The following is a 23,057-nucleotide window of genomic DNA, read 5'->3' on the forward strand; positions in this document are numbered from 1 at the left end:
CTTAACTTTCTCAACCTCATCTCATGTAATCCACCTTTGTTTTTTTAGAAAATTAGTGGAGTTTTAAAATTAGAAGTTATTTATTTTATGTTAATATTTAAAATATTAACATAAAACGGTCGGAGTATTAAGTGTATTTTAGCAAAATTCCTTCATATCGATAAAAGGATGTGTGTGATAATTTTTGTTTTATCTATCTATAATGAATGAAAGGGGGAAGGGCTCGTGAGTGTAAATTTTGATTTGATTATACGAATCGGTGTTTCGGGTTTGTTAGGAGCAATAATCGGTATTGAAAGGGAAATTCGATCAAAAGAAGCGGGATTAAAAACACATTTCCTAGTAGCGGTAGGAAGTGCATTAATAATGGTCGTTTCGAAATATGCTTTTTCAGATATTATGAATGAGGAACATATGGCTCTTGATCCGAGCCGTATTGCAGCACAAGTTGTAAGTGGAGTAGGGTTTTTAGGTGCAGGTACAATTATTATTCAAAAACAGGCAGTGAAAGGATTAACGACAGCGGCTGGTTTATGGGCTACAGCAGGAATTGGATTAGCAATTGGGGCTGGCATGTATGTAGTAGGCATTGGAGCGACGATTCTAGTTTTAATTGGTTTAGAGATTGTGAGTCGTATTTTTAAGGTGCAATTTTTATTTCCGCAAAATATAACAGTGCAAATGTGTATAAATAAACATGAGGTGGTACAACAAATAGTAGAAACGCTACAAGTGAAAGGTATTCCAATACTGTCATATGAAGTGGAAGCTTTGCAGCGAGGTACAGAAATAGTTTATAAGGTAGGGATGCAACTGAAAAATATATCGTCAGAAGAAAAGAATGAATTTATTCAGCATATGCAAGCATTACCGGAAGTTACGTTTATAAAGTTAAAATCATAGCGTTGAAAACGAGGATAGATATAGCAGGAATTTCGCTATTATCTATCTTTTTTTGATATAAAATTCACATAAAGTCAAGTGTTAATTTTGCGCGGTATGGATACATATGTGAACGTTCCCTTATTTTTTCTCAATACAGAATAAAAAGTAAGAATAGTAAAATAATGGTGCGGGACACTAAAAAATGTAAGGTAGGGGAGAGCATGAAAGGCTATTCAAAAAAAGTGTTAGTAGGGGTAAGTTTTGCTAGTTTAATGTTAGGGAGTTTTCAAGGGAGCACATTGGCAGAAAGTAAAAAGGGAGAGCAAGTTTCTTATCGGAATGTGCTCAAAATGGAGCCAGTTGGTGTACAACTGCCAATGCAAGAATTAGCTCATTCATCAAAAGTGCTTGAAAATAAGTCTTTTGAGAAAAGGCTACAATTTGCTGATTTGTCGCAAAGGCCACCTGAAGTAAAAAAAGAAAGTAAGCAATTAGCTGCAGCGAAAACTTATACAATTGCTGAATTAAATCAATTAAACAATCAGCAATTAGTAGATCTACTCGTAACAATTGATTGGGAGCAAATTACGGGTCTATTTCAATTTAATAAGGATAGCCTTGCATTCTATCAAAATGATAGTAGGATGCAGGCAATTATTGATAAATTGAAGCAGCAAGGACAAGCTTATACGAAGGATGATTCTAAAGGGATTGAGACTTTAGTAGAGGTATTACGCTCAGGGTTTTATTTAGGATTTTATCATACAGAATTAAGTAAACTAAATGAGCGGAGCTATCATGATAAATGCTTACCTGCATTAAAAACGATTGCGAATAACCCGAATTTCAAACTCGGTACGTTAGAACAAAATAGAGTAGTATCATCATACGGAAAATTAATAGGAAATGCTTCGAGTGATGTGGAAACGATAACATCAGCTGCAAAGATTTTTAAACAATATAACGATAATTTTTCTACATTGGTAGACAATCTTTCAGCTGGAAATGCGATTTACGATATTATGCAAGGTGTTGATTACGACATTCAATCGTATTTGTACGATACGAGAAAAGCACCGAAAGATACAGTATGGTACCAAAAAATTGATAGCTATATTAATGAATTAAGTCGTTTTGCTTTAATTGGAACGGTGACAGAGAAGAATGGTTGGTTAATTAATAATGGTATTTATTATACAGGTAGACTTGGTACGTTCCATAGTACAGGAACGAAAGGATTGCAAGTTGTAACGGACGCAATGAAAATGTATCCGTATTTAGGAGAGCAATATTTCGTAGCGGCTGAGCAAATTGCGACGAACTATGGCGGGAAAGATGCAAATGGAAATGTTGTGAATTTAGATCAAATACGAGAAGACGGGAAGAAAAAATATTTGCCGAAAACGTATACGTTTGATGATGGGGCAATTGTTTTAAAGGCTGGAGATAAAGTGACAGAAGAAAAAGTAAAACGTCTATATTGGGCGGCAAAAGAAGTAAAGGCACAATTCCATCGTACAGTTGAAAGTGATCAACCTTTAGAAAAAGGAAATCCTGATGATGTATTAACGATGGTTATTTATAATAGTCCAGCTGAATATCAATTTAATCGTCAATTGTACGGATATGAAACGAATAACGGTGGCCTATATATAGAAGGAACAGGTACGTTCTTTACTTATGAACGTACGCCAGAAGAAAGTATTTATAGTTTAGAAGAATTGTTCCGACATGAGTTTACTCATTACTTACAAGGTAGATATGAAGTACCAGGGCTTTGGGGACAAGGTAAGATGTATGAGAATGAGAGATTATCTTGGTTTGAAGAAGGGAATGCGGAGTTTTTTGCGGGGGCAACGAGAACGGATAATGTTGTACCGAGAAAGAGCATTATAGGAGGAATATCTTCAAATCCAGCAGAACGTTATACGGCAGAGCGAACGTTAAATGCAAAGTATGGAACGTGGGATTTCTATAATTATTCATTCGCTTTACAATCGTATATGTACAATAAGAGATATGATATGTTTGACAAAGTTCATGATCTTATTAGAAAAAATGATGTAACAGCATATGATGCATACCGCTCTGCATTAAGTAAAGATGCGAATTTAAATAAAGAGTATCAAGACTATATGCAAATGTTAGTCGATAACCGAGAGAAATATAATGTTCCATTAGTATCAGATGATTATTTAGCAACTCACGCACCAAAACCAGTTTCAGATATTGCGGCAGAAATTACAGCAGAAGCAAAATTAAGTAATGTATCAGTTAAGAAAAATAAATCACAGTTCTTTAATACATTTACACTGCAAGGAACGTATACAGGTACTACTGCAAAAGGGGAATATGAAGACTGGAAAACAATTACACAAAACGTAAATGATACGTTAAAACGTTTAAGTGCAAAAGAATGGACAGGCTATAAAACAGTAACAGCTTACTTTGTAAATTATCGTGTGAATGCATCAGGACAATTTGAATATGATGTTGTATTCCATGGTATGAATACAGAAGAAGGTGCTGTGAATAAAGCACCAGTTGCGGTTATAAATGGTCCATATAACGGAATTTTAAATGAAACAATTTCGTTTAAAAGCGATGGATCAAAAGATGAAGATGGAAAAATTGTTGCTTATAAATGGGAGTTTGGTGATGGTACTGTAAGTAATGAACAAAATCCAACTCACGTGTATACAAAAGAAGGAACGTACACGGCAAAATTGACAGTAACAGACGACAAAGGATTAACGAATACTGTTACAACGAATGTAACGGTCCAAAAGAAAGAAGATAACAGTGTAGAAAAAGAGCCAAATAATTCATTCCAAACAGCAAATAAACTGCAATTAAATCAAGTTTTACGTGCTAGTTTAGGAAATGGTGATACGAGTGATTACTTTGAAATAAATGTGGAAACTGCGAAAAACCTACAAATTAATGTAACGAAGGAAAATAATATCGGAGTAAACTGGGTTCTTTATTCAGAAGCGGATTTAAATAATTATGTTACGTATGCCCAGCAAGAAGGGAATAAGTTAGTAGGAAGTTACTACACATATCCAGGAAAATATTATTTACATGTGTATCAGTATGGCGGGGGAACAGGGAATTATACGGTAGAAGTGAAATAGCAAAAGAGAAATTGTCTTTCAATGAATGGAAATTAATTTAAGTCTATATCAAGTAATACAGGTTACAATATCAGTTATGAAGATAAAAATTGGTATCTTTATGAATGTTAAAAATTTAATATTTAAAATAAAAAAATAACTATAGGTAATGTATCTAATGATATTAAGAAATCAAGTATCAAGAGATCTTATCTTGAAGTTAAGTAGACCTAATCAGTAAATGAGATACAATCGATGAATTATGATTTCATAGAGATGTGAGCAAAGTAATAAAATTTAAGTATATTTGATTTAATTAAAGGACTAGGCTATATCCGTAAAAACAGATATACTCTGGTCCTTATTACGTTTAATTTATTCACGAAATCAAGATGATTAATGAGTTAAGTAGCGGCATTTTTGAAATTTATTTTATAAGTTAAATAGAAAAAATAATTATTTGAATAATTCCGTCATATTAGCAAGGGATACTAATGGAAAATCGTGTACCTTGGCCTAATTTACTCTCTATTTCTATATCACCGTTTAATTCTTTAATAATACTATAAGCAATCATAGTACCAAGCCCAGTTCCTTTTTCTGTTGTTGAATAGAATGGTAAAGCAATCCGCTTTATTTGTTGAGAGGACATTCCAACCCCTGAATCAATAATATCGATTATAATATCACCTTTAATTTTCTGTATATTTATTTGTAATACTCCACCATTTATCATGGCCTCAATTCCGTTTTGTATGATGTTGTTTAGACAAATCCTGAATTTTTCGGGGTCTCCATTTATATAAAAGGAATTTGTACTATTTTGTATTATTTCAACTTTGTATGATAGAGCGAGTGGTGAAATAGTGTCTTTCACTTGATTTAAAATATGATTAATATCTATTTTCTCTTTTAGGGTGTTCTGTGGTTTTGTTAAAGATAAATAGTTATTAATAGTAGATTGTATATGTTGCATTTCAATTAACATGATTTCTAAGTACTGATTCTGAGGTAGCTTAGAGGCATGTTTTTCATTTAACAATTGAGTGAATCCATGTACTGTGGTTAGTGGATTGTGGATTTCGTGTGCAATGGACGCGGCTAGTTCGCTAGCTATATAAAATTTTTCAGCCCGTTGCAGCTTTTCTTTCATTTTATATTTCTCAATCATTCCCTCTATTAAATACACTGATAATAATACTGTAAATATATTAATGATTATATAATTTAATAAAAATTCTATGAGAGTAGAGTCAATTTTACCACCTGTATTTATTTGAGTTACAATACCGCAGATAGAAAGTGAAGTTGTACATACTAAAATAAGAAGCAAGCTTAATAATATCTTTTTTTCTTTAACATACATTGGTAATAAGTAACGAAAGAGCATTGTTATAACAGAAATAATAGTAAAGATAATAAATGATGGAAGAACTCCATTTCCGCCTAAGAAAAATCGATAAGAAAGATATAAAATTCCTATAAAAACAATGTTTTTTGTATTTCCATATAGAAAAACTAATATGATAGGAATAAAACGTAAATCATAAATAAATCCAGCATGTAAATGAAAAGGAAAAGTCATGCAAAAAATAATAGCAATGGAGGAAAGGATAGAAATCAATATATTATTACATGTTTTTTTTTCTTTAAATTCTAGCCAAAATACGTGGTAGCTAAGGATACAAATTATTATTATAAAGGTATTTAATAAAAGCGTAGATATTCCCATAGTTTTGCATCTCCGATAGTTTGTATATTGGATTATGTATGAGTTAAACTTAGATGTTTAGTTATTAATAGACTTTCTATCTAAAAAAGGAAGAGCGCTTGAAAAAGTACTATAATATTACTTTTATCCCGCATTAACGGGCAGTAAGACCCCCACCTCAAAATTCAGCGGAAGCAAAGAAGTTAGGTAGGGGATCAACTGCCCGTAAAAGCCCGATTGGTTCAACTAATAATCAGTGGGGGATGAATAAAACCCCACTGATTAAAGTTTCGCTTTATTAGAATTGATAAGGACGTTAGGAAAAATAATAGATAAAAAAATCTACTTAGATATTTATACATATGAAACTAGAAATTGACTTTTGTATAAGGAAAACTAGGATTGAGTTACTAATAAAATAATAGGATTTTAAGTATGAATATTCTATGAAAAAATATATTTTGTGGATTCTATTTGTAGCCTTCGTTATATTAACATGGAATATACCAAATTATAAAGTATAAATTTCAAAATTTTTCATTAGTATATTTTATCTAAAATGGAAACGCTATTTATTTGAGTGCTTGGTACTTAATTGTATGAATTCTCGTTAAAAAGATTTTGAAATTTACATGTTTTTTATGAATCATAATACTGTAGCTTTATCAATGTGAATTTTTCAGTAACTATTAAGGTGTAAAGTTAAAATATATAGGTTTAAAGATATGAATTATTACATAAAAACGCACCTGAAAAAGAATGTATGATGGTAATAGATTACAAACATCAAGGGGGAACTTAAAATGAAGTTAAATAAACTAGTGCTTAGTTGTGGAGTAATTTCAGCATTAACACTTGGTGTGTTAGGAAATAATACTTATGCTGAAGAAATACACAAAACGAATGATACAATTCATATAGTCGAACATGTTCCTGTAGACTTATTATTAACTCAAACAATGGATTATAGTGGAGAGGCTGTAACTTCTTTTGTATATAATGGGAGTGAAAATTTAAGCTTCTTTATGAAAAATAATGGCCAAAATACAATGGGATATAGTGTGAAAGGTCCAAATATGGAGCTAATTGTTGGTGGTTATATAAAACCTGGAGAACAAAAAATTAATGTTACAAATGTACGGAATGCTTTATCTCCATTACCAATTGGAACATATAAAATTTACGTTTCAAATGATGATGGTTCTAAGGGACAATTCCAAGTTGCAGTAAGATCTATAAATTAAATTTAAAAAGCCTTGTTTATAAGTTAATTTAGTTTTTACTTACTAGAAAGTAACTATATTAAATCGAGAATTACACATAAAAATAAAAACGAGCACCTTATGTAATTACGAGAGGGTGCTCGCTTTTTACTATTAAACAGAAGAGAATTGTTTTCAACAATTTATAAATACATTTTGATATTTTTATAGCTAATTTACTAGTTTGTGTAAAAAAAAGAGGATGTCGGTTGTAAGTAATCTTAAAATAAAGATAACTCAATATTCAGCTAAATTACATAGGAAGCTAGAAAAAACCCCTTATATAAGTGGTTTTTTCTAGCTTTAGGCTATACATTTAAAATTAGGCTAAGTTAAAGTAATAAGCATTTTATTTGTTTAGATTATTTTGGTTCTGGATAATGATTGTAGTACGAAATTCTAATAAATTCTTGGTATACATTTGTTAATTTAGCAGCTCTAAGGGCATCATTGAATTTTTGCATACGGACACTACCTTGAGCATAGCCTCCACCAGGAACATAAGGGTTTCTAGCTTCAAAGTCATCCATAAAGTCTTTTAATTTTTTATAGTCCTGAGATTGATAAAAAGCAGCAGCTTCTTCGGGAGTGACATCAAAGTAAGAAGCTGATGTTGAGTTATAAGAAGCTGCTTGAGCAGTAGGTGTTTCTAGCATAGTTGCAGCCCCACCCAACATAGTAAGCGCCATAGAAGATACAATAATTTTTTTAAACATAATAAAACCTCCACGTAGAGTATTTGGATTAATAGTAATTATGTAACCATTATAGTTACAATGAAAACGATTATCAAATGCAATATTGCATAATTCATTATTTGAACGAGAAGTCTCCTTTATCTCTACATGGAGAAGTCTAGTAGGAGATTAATAGATTAAAAGAAGTTTACATAGCATTGAGGTTAAACAAAAAATGAAATAAAAAGGATATTTTAATTGAGGAAAGTTAAAAGGATCTGTTATTAAAGACAGTGATTTTTTAAAAAGGTATGACAGTTACCAGCTAGAGAGACCATTATAGGGGAGCTAGCTACGTTTATTGGTGTTGAGAAATACATAATATATGCTGTCTGTATAAGATAAAATGAAGAAACATTTCTTTTGGATTTTACAATATGTGTAAGGGGAATCAAGATTTTGATTTGTACTTAAACAAGGGAGAAAAGTATTACTATTTAAGTAACAAAGAATGTTAAGTCTCATTCAAAATCATGTAATAGACTATAAAATAATCCTTTTAAAACAAAATATAGTTTGGCTGAAAATTAGAGGGCATCAATTCATTGGAACAGTAAAAGCTGTTTATTGGATTGGTGTCTTTTTTTGTTTAAGAACGAGAATACATTTTCTCAACAGGACAAATGGTAAATATCTATAAGTACTACTTATAAGGATAATTGGAAAATAGAAATTAATAATAAAGGGGAATGCGAAATGACAACATTAATATCTAATAGAGATCTAGCTAAAATCCGAGAGGAAGATGTAGATGTATTAAAGGTAATGGCACATCCCGTTCGATTAAAAATTGTAAATGAATTAATGCACCATAAACTGTGTAATGTTACACAGTTGACAGAAATATTAGGACTCCCACAATCCACTGTTTCACAGCATCTATCAAAATTAAGGGGAACTGTGCTCCGTGTAGAAAGACGAGGATTAGAGATGCATTATTATATTGATAATGTTAAGGCTCGCCGGATTGTAGGAATTCTAGGTTTGTAGCTTCATAATTCTTAAAAAGAGCACTTTTCAAAAGTGCTCTTTTTAAGATGGACATTAGGAATTGAAAGAGGCATCAATGATAATTTAGAAGGAGTGTGCTTTTTCTTAAAATAAAAGATAATTATTTACATTGTTTAATAATTACTTGATATATTATTAATTTGGTTACCTTACAAAAATGTAAGATTGTTTTAATTGACACTCATATATATAAGTAACTATACTAGTTACACAATGTTGGTGAATATATGTAATAGTCTCAATCTATAAGTGTATGCCGAAGGGTTCTTTTCGGAATGATAATTCTATACTAGATTCTTTATCTTATAATAGTGATGACGCCAACTTAATCTATACTTTATTCGAATTCATATTATTTAAAGATTAACTATATTTTACATAATTTACCGACTTGTAATAATTTTTTAGAGGTGCTAAATTTTGAAGAACAAATTAATTGCTACAGGAATTCTTGCTGGAAGTTTACTATCTTATTCTACTAGTATTTTTGCAGATACTCACAAATTTCCAGATGTTCCTGCATGGGCTGACAAATCCGTTAATTATTTAGTTGATAAACAAGTATTGAGTGGTTATCCAGATGGAACTTTTGGTTCAAGTGATACACTAGATAGAGCTTCTGCAGCAACCATTATGACAAGGGCTCTTGGTATACACATTGATTTAAATGCAAAACCATCTTTTAAAGATTCACAAAACCACTGGGGAACCCCTTATATCGCCGCAGCTGAAAAGGCAGGAATAATTAAAGGTGAAGGAAATGGAATATTTAATCCTTCTGGAAAAGTTACTCGTGCTGCTATGGCTACTATGCTAGTGAATGCATATAAACTACAAAATAAAAACACTAGCAATGGACAAAGTAAATTTGAAGATTTAAAGGGACATTGGGGTGAAAAGTTCGCAAATACTTTAATTGATTTAAAAATTTCAGTTGGTACAGATAATGGTTGGCAACCAAATAGGTTCATAACACGCGCTGAAGCTGCACAACTAACCGCAAAAACAGATATGCTTCAATATAGGCAAAGTAATCCTTTAGAAAATAAGACAATAATTATTGATCCCGGACATGGTGGCGCAGATCCTGGAAAAGACACAAAGGGATTACCTGAAAGTAAGATTGTACTTGACACTTCTTTACGTCTACAACAATTGCTTGAAAAACATACACCATTTACAATTTTACTAACTCGTGAATCTGATACTAGACCTGGACATGATCAAAAAAGCTCTTTACAGGAACGTGTTAAATTTGCTAAACAAAATCAGGGGGATATCTTTATAAGTGTTCATGCAAATGCTTATAATGGTAATGCAAAAGGGACAGAAACATACTACTATAAATCTTCTAAATCTGAAAAAACAAATCCTCATGTGGAAGAAAGTCGTGTTTTAGCTGAAAAAATTCAAACCCGATTAGTAGACGCTCTTCAAACACGTGATAGAGGCGTTAAACATGGAGATCTTCATGTTATAAGAGAAAATGAAATGCCAGCTGTGTTAACGGAACTTGCTTTTATAGATAATGGTATTGATTACAGTAAGTTATCTACAGAAAACGGAAGGCAGGTTGCAGCAGAAGCCATTTATGAGGGGATTTTAGATTATTATGAATGGAAAGGGAATAATGTATCTGAATATAGGTTGCAATAAGTAAATGAAAATATAGTAATTCTCGAAATAAAGAATTCTATAATTTTTTTGCATTTTTTAAACAACAATTTTAAATGTTTATTTAAAATTGTTGTTTAAATCGTTATTATGTGTTTTAATAATATTGATAATAGTTATCAGTAAAAAAAGAGATGGAAATTAGAAAAACAAGTGTTGATAGTTATTGTCATAAAGATTAATAAATTTCTACATTGTAAAGTTATGAACCTATCTCTAGTATTGAGAGCTAAAAGTAATATGTTTATACCTTTTAAATGTTTAAGAAGGAGTGGATGTCTGTATGAAAAAAGCAAAAGGAATAGCTAAAAGTGTTGCGGTAGCGTCCGTTATTATGTCTGGATCACTTGGTGCACAAGCAACATCTGCATTTGCAGATTCTAAAGGAACTGTAGAAAATCTTCAAAATGGTGGAAAAGTCTATAATAGTTTTAAAACTACTTATGACATGAAGCAGAATATCAAAAATTCAATAAAGGTTTCTTTTATTGAGGATCCTTATGCAGATAAAAAAATCGCAATTGTTACAACAGATGGTAGTAATATAGATGCTAAATATACAATTAATGGCGGATTCTATAACGCAGGTTTAAAATGGCCATCGGCTTATCATACTGAAGCAGAAATAACAAGTGTTGATAGCGCTCAATTCCATAAAGCTGCCCCAGTTAATACAATGACTTCAGCAAAGGTTACTTCTGAAGTAGGGTATACACTTGGCGGAAGTGTTAAAGTTGGGGTAAATGATAAAGGCCCAAATGCTGATGCAAGTATTACAGGTAGCTTTGCTTGGAAAGAAAGTGTATCTTATGATCAAGTAGATTATAAAACGGTATTAGAGACTCACACAGATAAAAAATTAAATTGGAAAGTAGGATTCCAATCATTTAATTACCCGGAGTGGGGAATTTATAATCGTGATTCATTTAATACTTTCTACGGTAATCAACTATTTATGAAATCACGTAGTTATAATGAAGGAACGAATAATTTTGTTTCAAAAGATACAGTACCAGCTTTAACAGGATATGGTTTTTCTCCTAATGTAGTAGCAGTTATTACTGCAGATAAAACAGAATCTACATCTGATTTAAAAATAACAAATCGTAGAATATCAGATCAGTACAATATCGAATGGGTAAGTTCGAAATGGTGGGGAACAAATAATAAAGATACATATAATGAGTTCTTTACAAACAACTATAAGTTAGACTGGAAAAACCATCAAGTTACTCTTGATAACCAAAAAGCCCTTGAAGAACAAATGAGTAGTATCAACAATGTGAATAACCAACTTAACAAAGGCAAAGGGAAATTATCTTTTTCAATGAATGGAAATCAGCTCAAAGCGACATCTAGCAATGCTGGTTATGGTATTAGTTACGAGGATAAAAATTGGGGTATCTTTGTGAATGGTGAAAAGATCTATACGTTTAATGAAAAAACAACTGTAGGTAATATTTCGAATGACATTAACAAATTAAACATCAAAGGACCTTATATTGAGATTAAACAAATCTAATCAGTAAATGAATTGCAAATGAAAGGGCCAGAGTTTATCTGTAAAGATAGATAAACTCTGGCCCTTATTATTTTTTTCATTCTTATACGCAATTAGAAAAGAACGTGAGGTATTTGAAAGCTATTCATGCCACGCAGGGAGATATTGTTTTAAGTAGGGTGTTTATTTTTATTTCATTTTTAAATGAATTCTTTGTATGATGACATAGGGTAGGCGATGTTCAGGAGATGTTTCTTTTTGAGGAGTATGTTGTGTGGCGAATAGTTTAAAGTAAGCAAGTCTTCATCGGTTGTTAAGTTATTACTTTAAATATATAATTAAACTTCATTAAAAAGATACTCTATTCAAAGTCCTTAGTGGATTTTTGAAGTGAAATATATATTATTTGAGGTGTGTGAAATGGGGAAATCTCGAGAGCAGACGATGGAAAATATTTTGAAGGCTGCTAAGAAAAAATTTGGAAAGCGTGGTTATGAAGGTACGAGCATACAAGAAATTGCAAAAGAAGCGAAAGTGAATGTTGCTATGGCTTCTTACTATTTTAATGGGAAAGAAAACCTATATTATGAGGTGTTTAAGAAATATGGTCTTGCTAATGAGTTACCTAATTTTCTTGAGAAGAATCAATTTAATCCTATTAATGCTCTAAGAGAATATTTAACAGTCTTTATTACACATATAAAAGAAAATCCTGAAATTGGCACATTGGCATATGAGGAGATTATTAAGGAAAGTGCAAGATTAGAAAAGATTAAACCGTATTTTGTAGGTAGTTTTGAACAGTTAAAAGAAATATTGCAGGAGGGGGAGAAACAAGGAGTATTTCATTTCTTCTCTATAAATCATACGATACATTGGATCACTTCTATTGTTTTATTTCCAAAGTTTAAAAAGTTCATTGATTCTTTAGGACCAAATGAATCGAATGATACAAATTATGAATGGATGCCAGAAGATTTGGTGAGCAGAATTATTTCTGCTTTAACAGATAAGCCTAATATGTAAATTACTCATTGTTTATGAATCCTAATTTTCCTGTTAAAAAGCCTAATTTCTCAATGGATTGTAGAGAAATTAGGCTTTTTTGGACACTTCATTCAAATACTTTATAGACTAATGGCTTGATTTATTAATGATTCGAGTGGAGTTACATAGATATAGTTTTCGTTGCAACGGTTTGTTGAAATGCCTTATCATGCTCAACAATAATCATTGTGGGATTAAATTGTTGAATCAGCTCTTCAATTTGCATACGTGAATAAATATCTATAAAGTTTAATGGTTCATCCCATATATACATATGGGCTTTTTCACATAAACTTTTAGCGATAAGCAGTTTTTTCTTTTGTCCACCAGAATAATGAAATATATCTTTCTCAAATTGAATTCGGTCAAAATCCATCTTTCGTAGGATGGATTTAAATAATGTCTCATCAATCTTGTGCTCTTCAATAAAATTTGATAGCGATCCTTTCAAATGAGAAGTATCTTGTTGGACATAGGAGATGGTGAGTCCTGTACCTAAAGTAACTGAACCTGTATGCTGTATCGGATACCCTAGAATTAGTTTTAGGATACTGCTTTTCCCGCTCCCATTTTTGCCATCAAGCACAATTCGGTCACCTTGTTCAACTACGAAGTTAATTGGCTCATTCACGACTTGTTCATCGTACGTAACAGACACGTCAGCCAAAGTAACTAATTCATTTGACTTGAACTTTAATGCTTCTAATTTTAATGACTCAGTTTTCTCCACATTTTTTAGTAATTTTGACTTTTCTTCAATAGCTTTTTGTTGCCTTGATTCTAGGTTTTTTGCCCTTTTCATCATCTTGGCTGCTTTATGTCCTACAAATCCCTTATCCAACTTAGAACCTGAATTCCTTGTTCCATTTTTTGAAGCTTCTACATCATGAGACCAACTTGCTGAACGCTTGGAAGACTGTTTTAATCTTCCTATGTCTTTTTGTAGACGATCATTTGTAGCCTCTTCGTGCTCTTGCTGTCTATCGAAATTTAATTTCCAAGAAGAATAGTTCCCGCTTTGAACTTCAATATTTGCTCTATTTATAGATAAGATATGGTCAACGCATCCATCTAAAAAGACTCTGTCATGTGAAATTAAAATAAACCCTTTTTTCTTCCTTAGATAATCAGAGACTATTTTTCGTGCATCCGTGTCTAGGTGGTTTGTTGGTTCGTCAATTAATAGGAATTGGCCCTCATTTAAAAACAGTGCAGCAAGCAACACCTTTGTTTGTTCTCCATTTGATAAAGTTTTAAACGGTCTGTACATGACCTCGGCATCAACATTTAAATAGGATATTTCACGTAGAAATTCCCAATCTTCTGCTTGGGGACAAATTTCTTCAAGGATTTCATGAGTGAATTTGTTCTTATCTGCAACAGTGTAGGGGAAGTAATTGAATTCTACCGAAGCAAGGATTTTTCCACTATACTCGTAATTTCCTAATAATAAATTAAAGAATGTCGTTTTACCTCGTCCGTTTCTACCGATAAATCCTAGTTTCCAATCCGTATCTATTTGAAAGTTTACATCTTCAAAAATATTATCAAAGCTACCTGGGTATGAAAAAGTTAAGTCTTGAACTTTTATCATTGACATAATAATTCCTCCTTTATATATCGAAACGTTTCATATAAAGTCGGAACATCCATCCATTTTTTAATTTCTCTATATAAGTTTGATGGATATTAACGACTTATATAGAGCATTACATGTGTAACAATAGTATCTGAATTAGCCATTTTTTTCGCTCCTTTATTTGTTAGGTAAATTTAGCGATTAATAAATTTTAACTTACATAAAAGGGAATAAAAAAATCCCCCGATTTTTAATCGGAAGGATTAGTCTGTCGCTTAAGTAAGTACTTATTAATCATTTGAATCATGACAAATAAAGTATGAAATGAATTATAAAAATGGATAGACTAACCCTATATTTTGTAGTTTGAAGTTATAAAATTCAACTTAAAATATAAATTAGTTAATCATTATTCATCCATCATTCCTTTCATCATTCTATTTTTAGAGTAACATTCTTTTTTGGGAGATGCAATATCATCTTCACTTAATGCTAGATCATTTATATTTCTTTGGTTAGGTCGATATAACATTACATCTTTCTTATAAACATCTTATTTTTGTTCAAAATGTCACGTCTTTTGTCCATTAAAAGGGGAGGTATTTGAAATTGACAGCACCCTTCACTGTAACTATACTAGTTACAATGAGTTTGGTCATTTAATTCGAATTTCTAAATTAATGATAGTATATTACCCTTCTTTCTAAGTGTGACAATAAGCGAATAACTATGTTGCTATGGAAGTTTAGATTCTATCTCATATTCAAAGAACAGCTAAGTTGTATTATTCAAATTTACGATGAGTAAATACCGAAAAATAACATTTTCCATCGTATTCTTTTTGGAATGCTTAGTTAAAAAAGAAGAAATATCTGCAGAAAGTAAATCAGGCTGTGGTATGTAGAAAGAAATTCTATAAAAAGTTCATAATATGGAATAATAAGTAAGTTCGTTTTGATGAATACGAGCAGTGCAGCATCAGGTCATTTTTAATAAAAATCTAGAAAAAATTAAGAAGGTGAGTCCGTTGCGTAAACATTCACATGTGCAATTTTATGTATTGATATTAGCTCTACTAGCTTATTTAAGCTTTTGTTTTATATTTTTATTTGTTTTTCCGAATCATTATTTTGTATCAGATTTTAATATACGACTATCATCCTTAGTTGTTGAAACTACTGTATTTATCTCATTACTTTACTCTATGGTATCAAGAAAAATTAAACTAGGAGTCTTTTGGGTTTGTATTACTATTGCAATAGGGTGTTTCTTGATAGGGAATTTTATATCTGCTTTTCAAGTACTTAATGTAGAATTACCAATAGAAAATTTCAATATCTCTGATGTATTTTTGTTGTTTTTCTTATTCTTCTTTCTCCTTGCGTTCTTTTATAAAATCATTATGGAATGTAACAAGTGGGAAAAAGCGTATTTAATTTGTGATTTATGTATTGTTGTTACTGCTATTTTTACCTTAGAATGGTACCTATTTAATAAACCTTCTGCAAATATCTTATTCTTATCAATTGGAGATGTTTTTCTTTCATTTATTTTCCCAATTATAGATCTATTGCTTCTATTACTAGGAGTTAGCCTTATTTTTCGACCAGCAATTTTTAATGCGAAAAGTAAATTATTTATTTTTATCTTAGTATTAACTGGATTGTCTATTACGGACTATTTATATTTCTATTTACAAGATGATTTATCACATCGTTCACTTATAGTATTAAGGTGTTTGTATAGAGTTTTTCTATTATTTATTGCCATTGCTGCTACTATTCCAAGGAGTACATCTTCTAGAAGAGATTACTTTATTATTAATCCGACATTTGGAAAGAAACTTCTTGTCATATTTCCTTATCTTTCAGTTGCAATTTTAATTGGTTTTACTTTCAAAGAGCAAACTTCTTCCTCTACACTGATTACGGGAAATTGTATTGCCTTTGTATTTGTACTGATTCGTCATACAATTGTACGAATGCAAAACAAAGATTTAACCGAAACATTAAAAGTGTTTAATAATCAATTAGAGCAAAAAGTATCTAAAAGAACAGCAGATTTAATAAAAAAATCTAATGATTTGGTGAAAAATCAAGAGAGGTTTAAGTCTTTATATGAGTACCATCCAGATCCTATATTAACAATTGATTCAAATGGTACCGTATTAAATATAAACCAGTCTGGAAGTATGTTATTAGGAAAAGACAGTGCAGCATTAATAGGAAAAGAGTGCTTTTCTATTTTTTTAGATGAAGATAAACCTGAATTGGAAGCAGCTCTAAAGATGGGGAAACGATGTAGTTCGTCTGCGTTACAGTTACGTGTGAAAAATAATAATGAGAAGGATATACATTTTTGGTACGTTACTATTGTTCCTATCATGATAGAAGGACAAACTTTTGGGAGTTATATAATGGTAAAAGACATAACGAGGATGAAGCAACAACAGGATGAGATAAACTATCTAGCATTTCATGATACAGTGACGGGGATTGGAAATCGAATATTCTTCCAACAAGAATTAGACAGATCTATTGAGCGTGTACAAAAAACACAGGATAAGTTTGGACTTCTGTATATAGATTTAAACCGCTTTAAGACCATTAATGATACACTGGGGCATGCAATTGGTGACAGTGTTTTAAAAGAAGTTGCCAAACGTTTTAGGACATGTCTGTCACCAGCTATTCCTTTAGCAAGAATAGGGGGAGATGAGTTTGCAATCATTGTCCATAACAAAACAGAGCAACAGCTATTAGATTTGTGCGAAATATTATTTCGTATAACTGAAGAACCATTTGTAATAAATCAACACAGCTTTTATTTATCCCTTAGTATAGGAATAGCGTTGTATCCATTTGGAGGAACAAATGCCACAACACTTTTACAACATGCTGATATTGCTATGTATAGCGCAAAGGAAGAAGGTAGCAATGCTGTTTGTATATACGACGAGACATTATCTCTAAAAATAACAAGACGATTACAATTAGAGCAAGATTTACCGAATGCAATTGAAAATAATGAGTTGTTTTTATTGTACCAACCACAAGTTGATAGTAAGGCAGGAAAGGTTATTGGTGCAGAGGCATTAATACGTTGGCAACATCCAGAGCTGGGGCTAATTTCACCTTTTGAGTTTATACCTATCGCGGAAGAAACATCACAGATTATTACAATTGGGAAATGGACGCTACAGCAAGCGTGTTCACAACTGAAAGAATGGCATTCTGCAGGTTATACAAATCTAAAAATGGGGATAAATTTATCAGCTATAGAGTTTGAACAGAAAAATTTTGTTCAAACGATTATATCTACCATAGAAGAAATAAGAGTACCAGCTAATTTGATTGATTTGGAATTAACAGAGCGAATTGCCATGGTAGATGAAAAAGAAACTTTATTGAAGTTAAAAGCATTAAAATCATATGGTGTACATTTATCAATTGATGATTTTGGTACAGGATATTCTTCATTAGCATATCTACCTTTATATCCAATTGATACTTTGAAAATTCCAAGAGAATTTGTGAATAGGATTGGAACTTCGAATGATGGAGATGAAATTATACAAACTATTATTTCGCTAGCTCATACTTTAAATATGAAAGTGATTGCGGAAGGAGTAGAAACGAAGAAACAATTAACAGTGTTACAACAAAATGCATGCTATTTAATTCAAGGCTATTATTACAGTAAACCTGTAAATGAAGATGAGTTTCTCAAGTTTTTAAGCAGGGAATAAGTGAGAACTATGTACTTGTGAAGTAAAGGGAAAAGAAGTTCTACCTATATTAAGTAGAACTTCTTTTTTAGTTAACTAGCAGTTAGGTTTCCAAAATATTTTGCATTAAGATGTATCATTACTCAAGCTGTTATCTTGTTCTTAAGTGATTCCTTTTTCATGACTTGTCTTCTCGTCAAGAAATTTGAAGGGATCGTATTAAAGGTGCAGGTCATACTGTCTAAAGTCATTTTATTATTTATCGTTTATTACATTTGAAATAACTTTTAATGTGTATATAAGCACGTGATAAGTAAATTAAATAAACAAAAGGCCCTGTAAAAAATACAGGGCCGGATACAGGGTTAAGGGAACGCATAGTTTCTTATTAATATATTAGCATAAACTTTTCATGTAGCTACATAAGAGTTTTGACAACTTTAAGAACAAAATAGAGTGTTTGTAAGAATAAATACACTAATTTAAATTAGAATTGTGATTTAAATTAGTGTGGTTATAATGTGAAAAAACAGATGAGTATTTTAATCATAATAACTTTTAGGAATGTATATGTAAGAAATATTTTTTGATTAGATTAAAAGTGAACTCTGACAATTTATTATATGTTATACCCAAATAACTTTAAGTTTTCTCCAGAGTCTGAAATTATCTCTTCGAACTGAAATCCTACTTTTTCTAAAAGATTTCCTGAATTGATGTTATCAATAGTAGTAATTGCTACAATTCGTTTCAGCGCGAGCTTTTGTACACCGTAGTCGATTACAGCAGAAGCTGATTCAAAGCCATACCCCTTCGAACGGAATTTCTCTAAAAAGGCAAAACCGATATCGACATCTTCTAATGAATCTCTTTTAATAAGTCCGCACATACCAAGTGGAGTGAAATCTTCTTTTCGTTCAACTAAGTAAAGACCAAATCCCATTTTATTATACATATCAACTGGTCCGTTTAAGATGTATTTTTTTGCATCTTCTAAGTTTTTAATCCTTTTATCACCAATAAACTGAATCCAGGCAGGATCGTTTACTAATTCAAGAATAAATGGAGCGTCTTTTATATGAAACCAGCGAAGAACGAGTCGTTCAGTTTCAAGAACTATCAAGCTATTGCACCACCTTTAACATTTATAATAATTAGTATGGAGTGTGTAATACGAAATCGCAACATATTTTAAAATAGTCCTGCTTGTTCACATAAAGTTCGTTTGTTTTGTATAAAGGGATATCCTATAATTAAAATTGATTGTAAAGAGTGAGATGCTTATACAATGACTCCTAGGTGACTAGGAGTTTTTACTATATAACTATCATTATTACTAAATATGGCACACTACACATTCTACTCAAGGAGGTACATAATGAAGAAATTATATAATGCATCGTTTACGTATTTGATTATCGGTTTATTATCAGGAATTTTCGCCAGGGAGTATGGAAAGTATAAGGGGATTTTAGGTTCTACTTTGTTAAATTTATTGCATACACATACACTTGTACTTGGCTTTTTCTTCTTTTTAATTGCTTTAGGATTAGCAAAAGTATTCGCGTTTCATGAAGCGAAAAGTTTTAATAAGTGGTTTATTTTACATAACATTGCATTAACTTTAATGTTAGGTTCATTAGCAGCGAGAGGGCTTCTTCAGCTAAATGGAGCGGACTTTAAAGGGTTAACTTATATTGTAGGATTTTCCCATTCGTTAATGGCAGTTACTTTAGTTTGGTTCATGTTGTTAATAAAGAAGTCATTTAAAATATAGTTTTATAGAAAAGAACTTGCAATATTTATTGCAAGTTCTTTTTGTTTATTCGACGGTAGGAAACGAATTTCATATGTATAAAACTTGAATTATTTAATTTTTCGGATTATTATGTATAAAATAGTTAACATATTTTGTAATTCAAATTTATATAAAGTAGGAGAGTGTACGATGGAAATAACGGTAGAGCGTTTAGTAAATGAATTAAAGGGTGTACTTCCCGAAGATCGAGTAGTTGTAAATACGACAGTAAGAGAGTTACATAGTAAAGATGAATCTTATCATACTAGTAGTTTACCTGATGTAGTTGTTTTTCCGAAAACGACTGAAGAGGTTAGTAGAATAATGAAAGTAGCGAGTGAGCATAAAAAACCTGTCGTTCCTTTTGGGGTAGGTTCTAGTTTAGAAGGACATGTTATCCCATATGAAAAAGGAATTACAGTGGACTTTTCGCTTATGAATAAAATACTCGAAGTAAGAGAGAAAGATTTTCTTGTGAGAGTACAGCCAGGAGTGACTCGTTCTCAGCTTAATAAAGAATTGAAGAAATACGGTTTGTTTTTTAGTGTAGATCCAGGTGCAGATGCAACGTTAGGTGGAATGGCAGCCACAAATGCGAGCGGAACGACAGCAGTTAAGTATGGTGTAATGCGTGATCAAGTTCGTGATTTAGAAGTCGTTCTTGCTGATGGGGAAGTAATACATACTGGAAATTTAGCAGCGAAGTCATCATCAGGTTACCATTTAAATGGTGTTTTCGTAGGATCAGAAGGTACGCTTGGATGCTTTACAGAGTTAACATTAAAAGTATACGGCATACCAGAACATGTTATGGCTGCGAGAGCATCGTTTCCAACTATAAATAATGCAGTAGAAGCTGTTATTAATATACTACAAGCGGGTATTCCAATTGCAAGAATTGAACTTGTAGATGAATTGTCTATGAAACAAGTAAATCATTATAATGAAACAAGTTACAGAGAAGAACCTACACTGTTTTTAGAGTTTCACGGTAATGAAGCAGGGCTAAAGCAAGATATTGAATTCACGAAGGAAATTGTTTTTGATCATAAATGTAAAGAAGTTGCTTTTGAAACGGAAACTGCGGCGAGAAATAAATTATGGGATGCGCGGCATAATCTAGCATACTCTTACGTTCATAGCTATCCTGGCAAAAAGCTTATGAGTACAGACGTATGTGTACCCATTTCAGAATTAGCTGGCGCAATCCAACATGCGAAAGAGACGTTAGATAAAGTAGGTCTTGTCGGTGGTATTCTTGGTCATGTAGGAGACGGAAATTTCCACGTGCTCTTAATGGTTGATCCAAACGATAAAGAAGAAGTGGAAAAGGCGGACGAAATAAATGAAAGTATCGTTTTATATGCTCTTAAACGAGGTGGAACGTGTACGGGAGAACATGGCGTTGGAATCGGAAAACGAAAGTATCAAGAAGAAGAACATGGGGCGGCATTACTCGTAATGGAAAAAATAAAGAAAGCTCTTGACCCGCAAAATATTTTGAATCCGAATAAAGTTTTTCAGTTGAAGGATAGGGGATGATGGGGTGAAAGTACTAGAAGCGATAAGTAATATAGCTGGAAAATATTTTGCATTTTGGGTTATTTGTATGGCAGCTATTGCATATTTCATTCCTGGACCATTTCTTGGGTTAACTAGTTACATAACAATTTTACTCGGGGTTGTAATGTTTGGGATGGGATTAACATTAAAGGCTATTGATTTTAAGATCATTGCTACAAAACCATTGCCAGTTATTATCGGTGTATGTGCTCAGTTTCTTATTATGCCACTTGTCGCATACGTACTAGCCTACGTTATGAAGTTACCAGCCGAATTAGCAGCTGGATTAGTGTTGCTCGGTTCAGTACCGGGTGGCACTGCATCAAATGTTATGGTTTATTTAGCAAAAGGGAACTTAGCGTTGTCTATTGCAATGACTTCATTATCAACGTTACTAGCACCAATTGCTACACCTCTTATTTTATTATTACTTGCGGGACAATGGATGCCAGTAAATGCTATGTCTATGTTTCTTTCTATCGTACAAGTCATTATCCTACCTATTATTTTAGGATTAGTAGTGAAGAAGTTTTTCCCTAAAACTGTTACGAAAGGAATGACTGTTATTCCTTTAATATCAGTTGTAGCAATTATCATTATTGTTTCTGCAGTTGTTTCAGCGAATGTAAGTAGCATTACTTCTTCAGGCCTGCTTATCTTTATTGCAGTGATGCTTCATAATGCATTTGGTTTTTTACTCGGATATATAACAGCGTTCGTACTTGGACTAGACGAAGGAACAAGAAGGGCTATTTCAATAGAAGTAGGAATGCAAAATTCAGGCTTAGGTGTTGCGCTGGCAACAGCACATTTTGGACCAGCAGCTGCACTTCCAAGTGTATTAGCAGCAGTATGGCATAATATTGCAGGGCCGATATTAGCAACCATCTGGTCAAAAAATGAAAAGAATACTTTCAGTGATGAAAATTTATCGGTAAATATAGAAAAATAGGAACGATAAAGAATGCAAAAACGTATTGTACATTTTGAAGGGCTGGTTGTTTTCGTAGCCACAATTTATGCGTATTCAATATATGAATTTAGTTGGATTATATTTTTGGTATTCCTTTTAGCCCCGGATGTATCCATGTTAGCGTATGGTATAAATAATCGTGTTGGTGCTAAAGTTTATAATATATGTCACACATATATTATATCTATATTAATAGCTATCATAGGTGTCTATTTTAAGATAGATACCGTTATAATGATTGGGTTAATATGGACAGCACATATTGGGATGGATCGAATGTTTGGATATGGATTGAAATATGAGACGGATTTTAAAGATACTCATATTCAAAGGTTATAAAAGAGGGGTGTAATGTGAACAAATAATTAATTGAGGAATTGAATTTCAAACAATTGTTGAGAAATATATATAAATATGGATATAGATAATTGAATTGTGTTACTTTTAGAATACTTAAATAGATGAGGAGGGGT

General features: G+C 32.0%; 16 protein-coding genes. 12 read left to right on the forward strand and 4 right to left on the reverse strand.

Features of this window, described 5'->3' with window-relative positions; genetic code table 11:
- The first annotated feature begins 225 nt into the window (after window positions 1-225).
- Window positions 226-903 (forward strand): MgtC/SapB family protein, encoded by a 678-nt coding sequence (locus tag DM800_RS03515; RefSeq protein ID WP_147786411.1) that lies wholly within the window; start codon window positions 226-228, stop codon window positions 901-903.
- Between the two features lie 203 nt (window positions 904-1,106).
- Window positions 1,107-4,022: a collagenase ColA gene (colA, locus tag DM800_RS03520; protein ID WP_147786412.1), complete on the forward strand. Its 2,916-nt coding sequence runs from the start codon at window positions 1,107-1,109 to the stop codon at window positions 4,020-4,022.
- A 457-nt stretch (window positions 4,023-4,479) separates the two neighbouring features.
- Here the strand turns inward: colA and DM800_RS03525 are convergent, their stop codons facing one another.
- The gene (locus DM800_RS03525) at window positions 4,480-5,733 is read right to left on the reverse strand and encodes a sensor histidine kinase (protein WP_147786413.1); all 1,254 of its coding nucleotides are present in this window, start codon (window positions 5,731-5,733) and stop codon (window positions 4,480-4,482) included.
- A gap of 782 nt (window positions 5,734-6,515) precedes the next feature.
- Here DM800_RS03525 and DM800_RS03540 point away from each other — a divergent pair.
- Window positions 6,516-6,956, forward strand: a complete 441-nt coding sequence (locus DM800_RS03540; RefSeq protein WP_087984033.1) for a hypothetical protein — start codon at window positions 6,516-6,518, stop codon at window positions 6,954-6,956.
- A gap of 380 nt (window positions 6,957-7,336) precedes the next feature.
- On the opposite strand, the gene DM800_RS03545 is transcribed toward DM800_RS03540, so the two are convergent.
- The gene (locus DM800_RS03545) at window positions 7,337-7,690 is read right to left on the reverse strand and encodes a hypothetical protein (RefSeq protein WP_087984034.1); all 354 of its coding nucleotides are present in this window, start codon (window positions 7,688-7,690) and stop codon (window positions 7,337-7,339) included.
- 717 nt (window positions 7,691-8,407) lie between these two features.
- Between DM800_RS03545 and DM800_RS03550 the strand changes: the two genes are divergently transcribed.
- The 4 genes from DM800_RS03550 (at window position 8,408) to hlyIIR (ending at window position 12,923) form a co-directional block, all read left to right on the forward strand.
- Entirely contained in the window at window positions 8,408-8,701 is a 294-nt protein-coding gene (locus DM800_RS03550; RefSeq protein WP_046954619.1) for an ArsR/SmtB family transcription factor, read from the forward strand.
- A 441-nt stretch (window positions 8,702-9,142) separates the two neighbouring features.
- Complete coding sequence (locus DM800_RS03555) at window positions 9,143-10,378, forward strand: N-acetylmuramoyl-L-alanine amidase (protein ID WP_147786414.1); 1,236 nt, start codon at window positions 9,143-9,145, stop codon at window positions 10,376-10,378.
- 301 nt (window positions 10,379-10,679) lie between these two features.
- On the forward strand, window positions 10,680-11,918 hold the full coding sequence (gene hlyII, locus DM800_RS03560; protein ID WP_147786415.1) for a hemolysin II HlyII: 1,239 nt from the start codon (window positions 10,680-10,682) through the stop codon (window positions 11,916-11,918).
- Between the two features lie 399 nt (window positions 11,919-12,317).
- Window positions 12,318-12,923 carry a hemolysin II regulator HlyIIR gene (gene hlyIIR / locus DM800_RS03565; protein ID WP_147786416.1) on the forward strand — a complete coding sequence of 202 codons (606 nt, stop codon included), beginning with the start codon at window positions 12,318-12,320 and terminating at the stop codon, window positions 12,921-12,923.
- 142 nt (window positions 12,924-13,065) lie between these two features.
- On the opposite strand, the gene DM800_RS03570 is transcribed toward hlyIIR, so the two are convergent.
- Window positions 13,066-14,544 carry an Lsa family ABC-F type ribosomal protection protein gene (locus tag DM800_RS03570; protein WP_046954623.1) on the reverse strand — a complete coding sequence of 493 codons (1,479 nt, stop codon included), beginning with the start codon at window positions 14,542-14,544 and terminating at the stop codon, window positions 13,066-13,068.
- A 1,006-nt stretch (window positions 14,545-15,550) separates the two neighbouring features.
- Between DM800_RS03570 and DM800_RS03575 the strand changes: the two genes are divergently transcribed.
- On the forward strand, window positions 15,551-18,271 hold the full coding sequence (locus tag DM800_RS03575) for a sensor domain-containing protein (RefSeq protein WP_147786417.1): 2,721 nt from the start codon (window positions 15,551-15,553) through the stop codon (window positions 18,269-18,271).
- Between the two features lie 598 nt (window positions 18,272-18,869).
- On the opposite strand, the gene DM800_RS03580 is transcribed toward DM800_RS03575, so the two are convergent.
- Window positions 18,870-19,373, reverse strand: coding sequence for a GNAT family N-acetyltransferase (locus DM800_RS03580; protein WP_087984039.1), 504 nt, complete (start codon window positions 19,371-19,373; stop codon window positions 18,870-18,872).
- A gap of 255 nt (window positions 19,374-19,628) precedes the next feature.
- On the opposite strand from DM800_RS03580, the gene DM800_RS03585 reads away from it, so the two are divergent.
- The 4 genes from DM800_RS03585 to DM800_RS03600 all read left to right on the forward strand — a co-directional run bounded on the left by DM800_RS03585 (window position 19,629) and on the right by DM800_RS03600 (window position 22,923).
- Window positions 19,629-20,027, forward strand: coding sequence for a DUF2871 family protein (locus DM800_RS03585; RefSeq protein WP_088122780.1), 399 nt, complete (start codon window positions 19,629-19,631; stop codon window positions 20,025-20,027).
- Between the two features lie 171 nt (window positions 20,028-20,198).
- On the forward strand, window positions 20,199-21,590 hold the full coding sequence (locus DM800_RS03590; RefSeq protein WP_147786418.1) for an FAD-binding oxidoreductase: 1,392 nt from the start codon (window positions 20,199-20,201) through the stop codon (window positions 21,588-21,590).
- 4 nt (window positions 21,591-21,594) lie between these two features.
- Window positions 21,595-22,563, forward strand: a complete 969-nt coding sequence (locus DM800_RS03595; RefSeq protein ID WP_147786419.1) for a bile acid:sodium symporter family protein — start codon at window positions 21,595-21,597, stop codon at window positions 22,561-22,563.
- Between the two features lie 12 nt (window positions 22,564-22,575).
- On the forward strand, window positions 22,576-22,923 hold the full coding sequence (locus DM800_RS03600; RefSeq protein WP_097908576.1) for a DUF4260 domain-containing protein: 348 nt from the start codon (window positions 22,576-22,578) through the stop codon (window positions 22,921-22,923).
- Window positions 22,924-23,057: the final 134 nt, after the last annotated feature.

Origin of the sequence: Bacillus sp. AY18-3 (genome assembly GCF_008042305.1) — a bacterium.
GTDB lineage: Bacteria > Bacillota > Bacilli > Bacillales > Bacillaceae_G > Bacillus_A > Bacillus_A wiedmannii.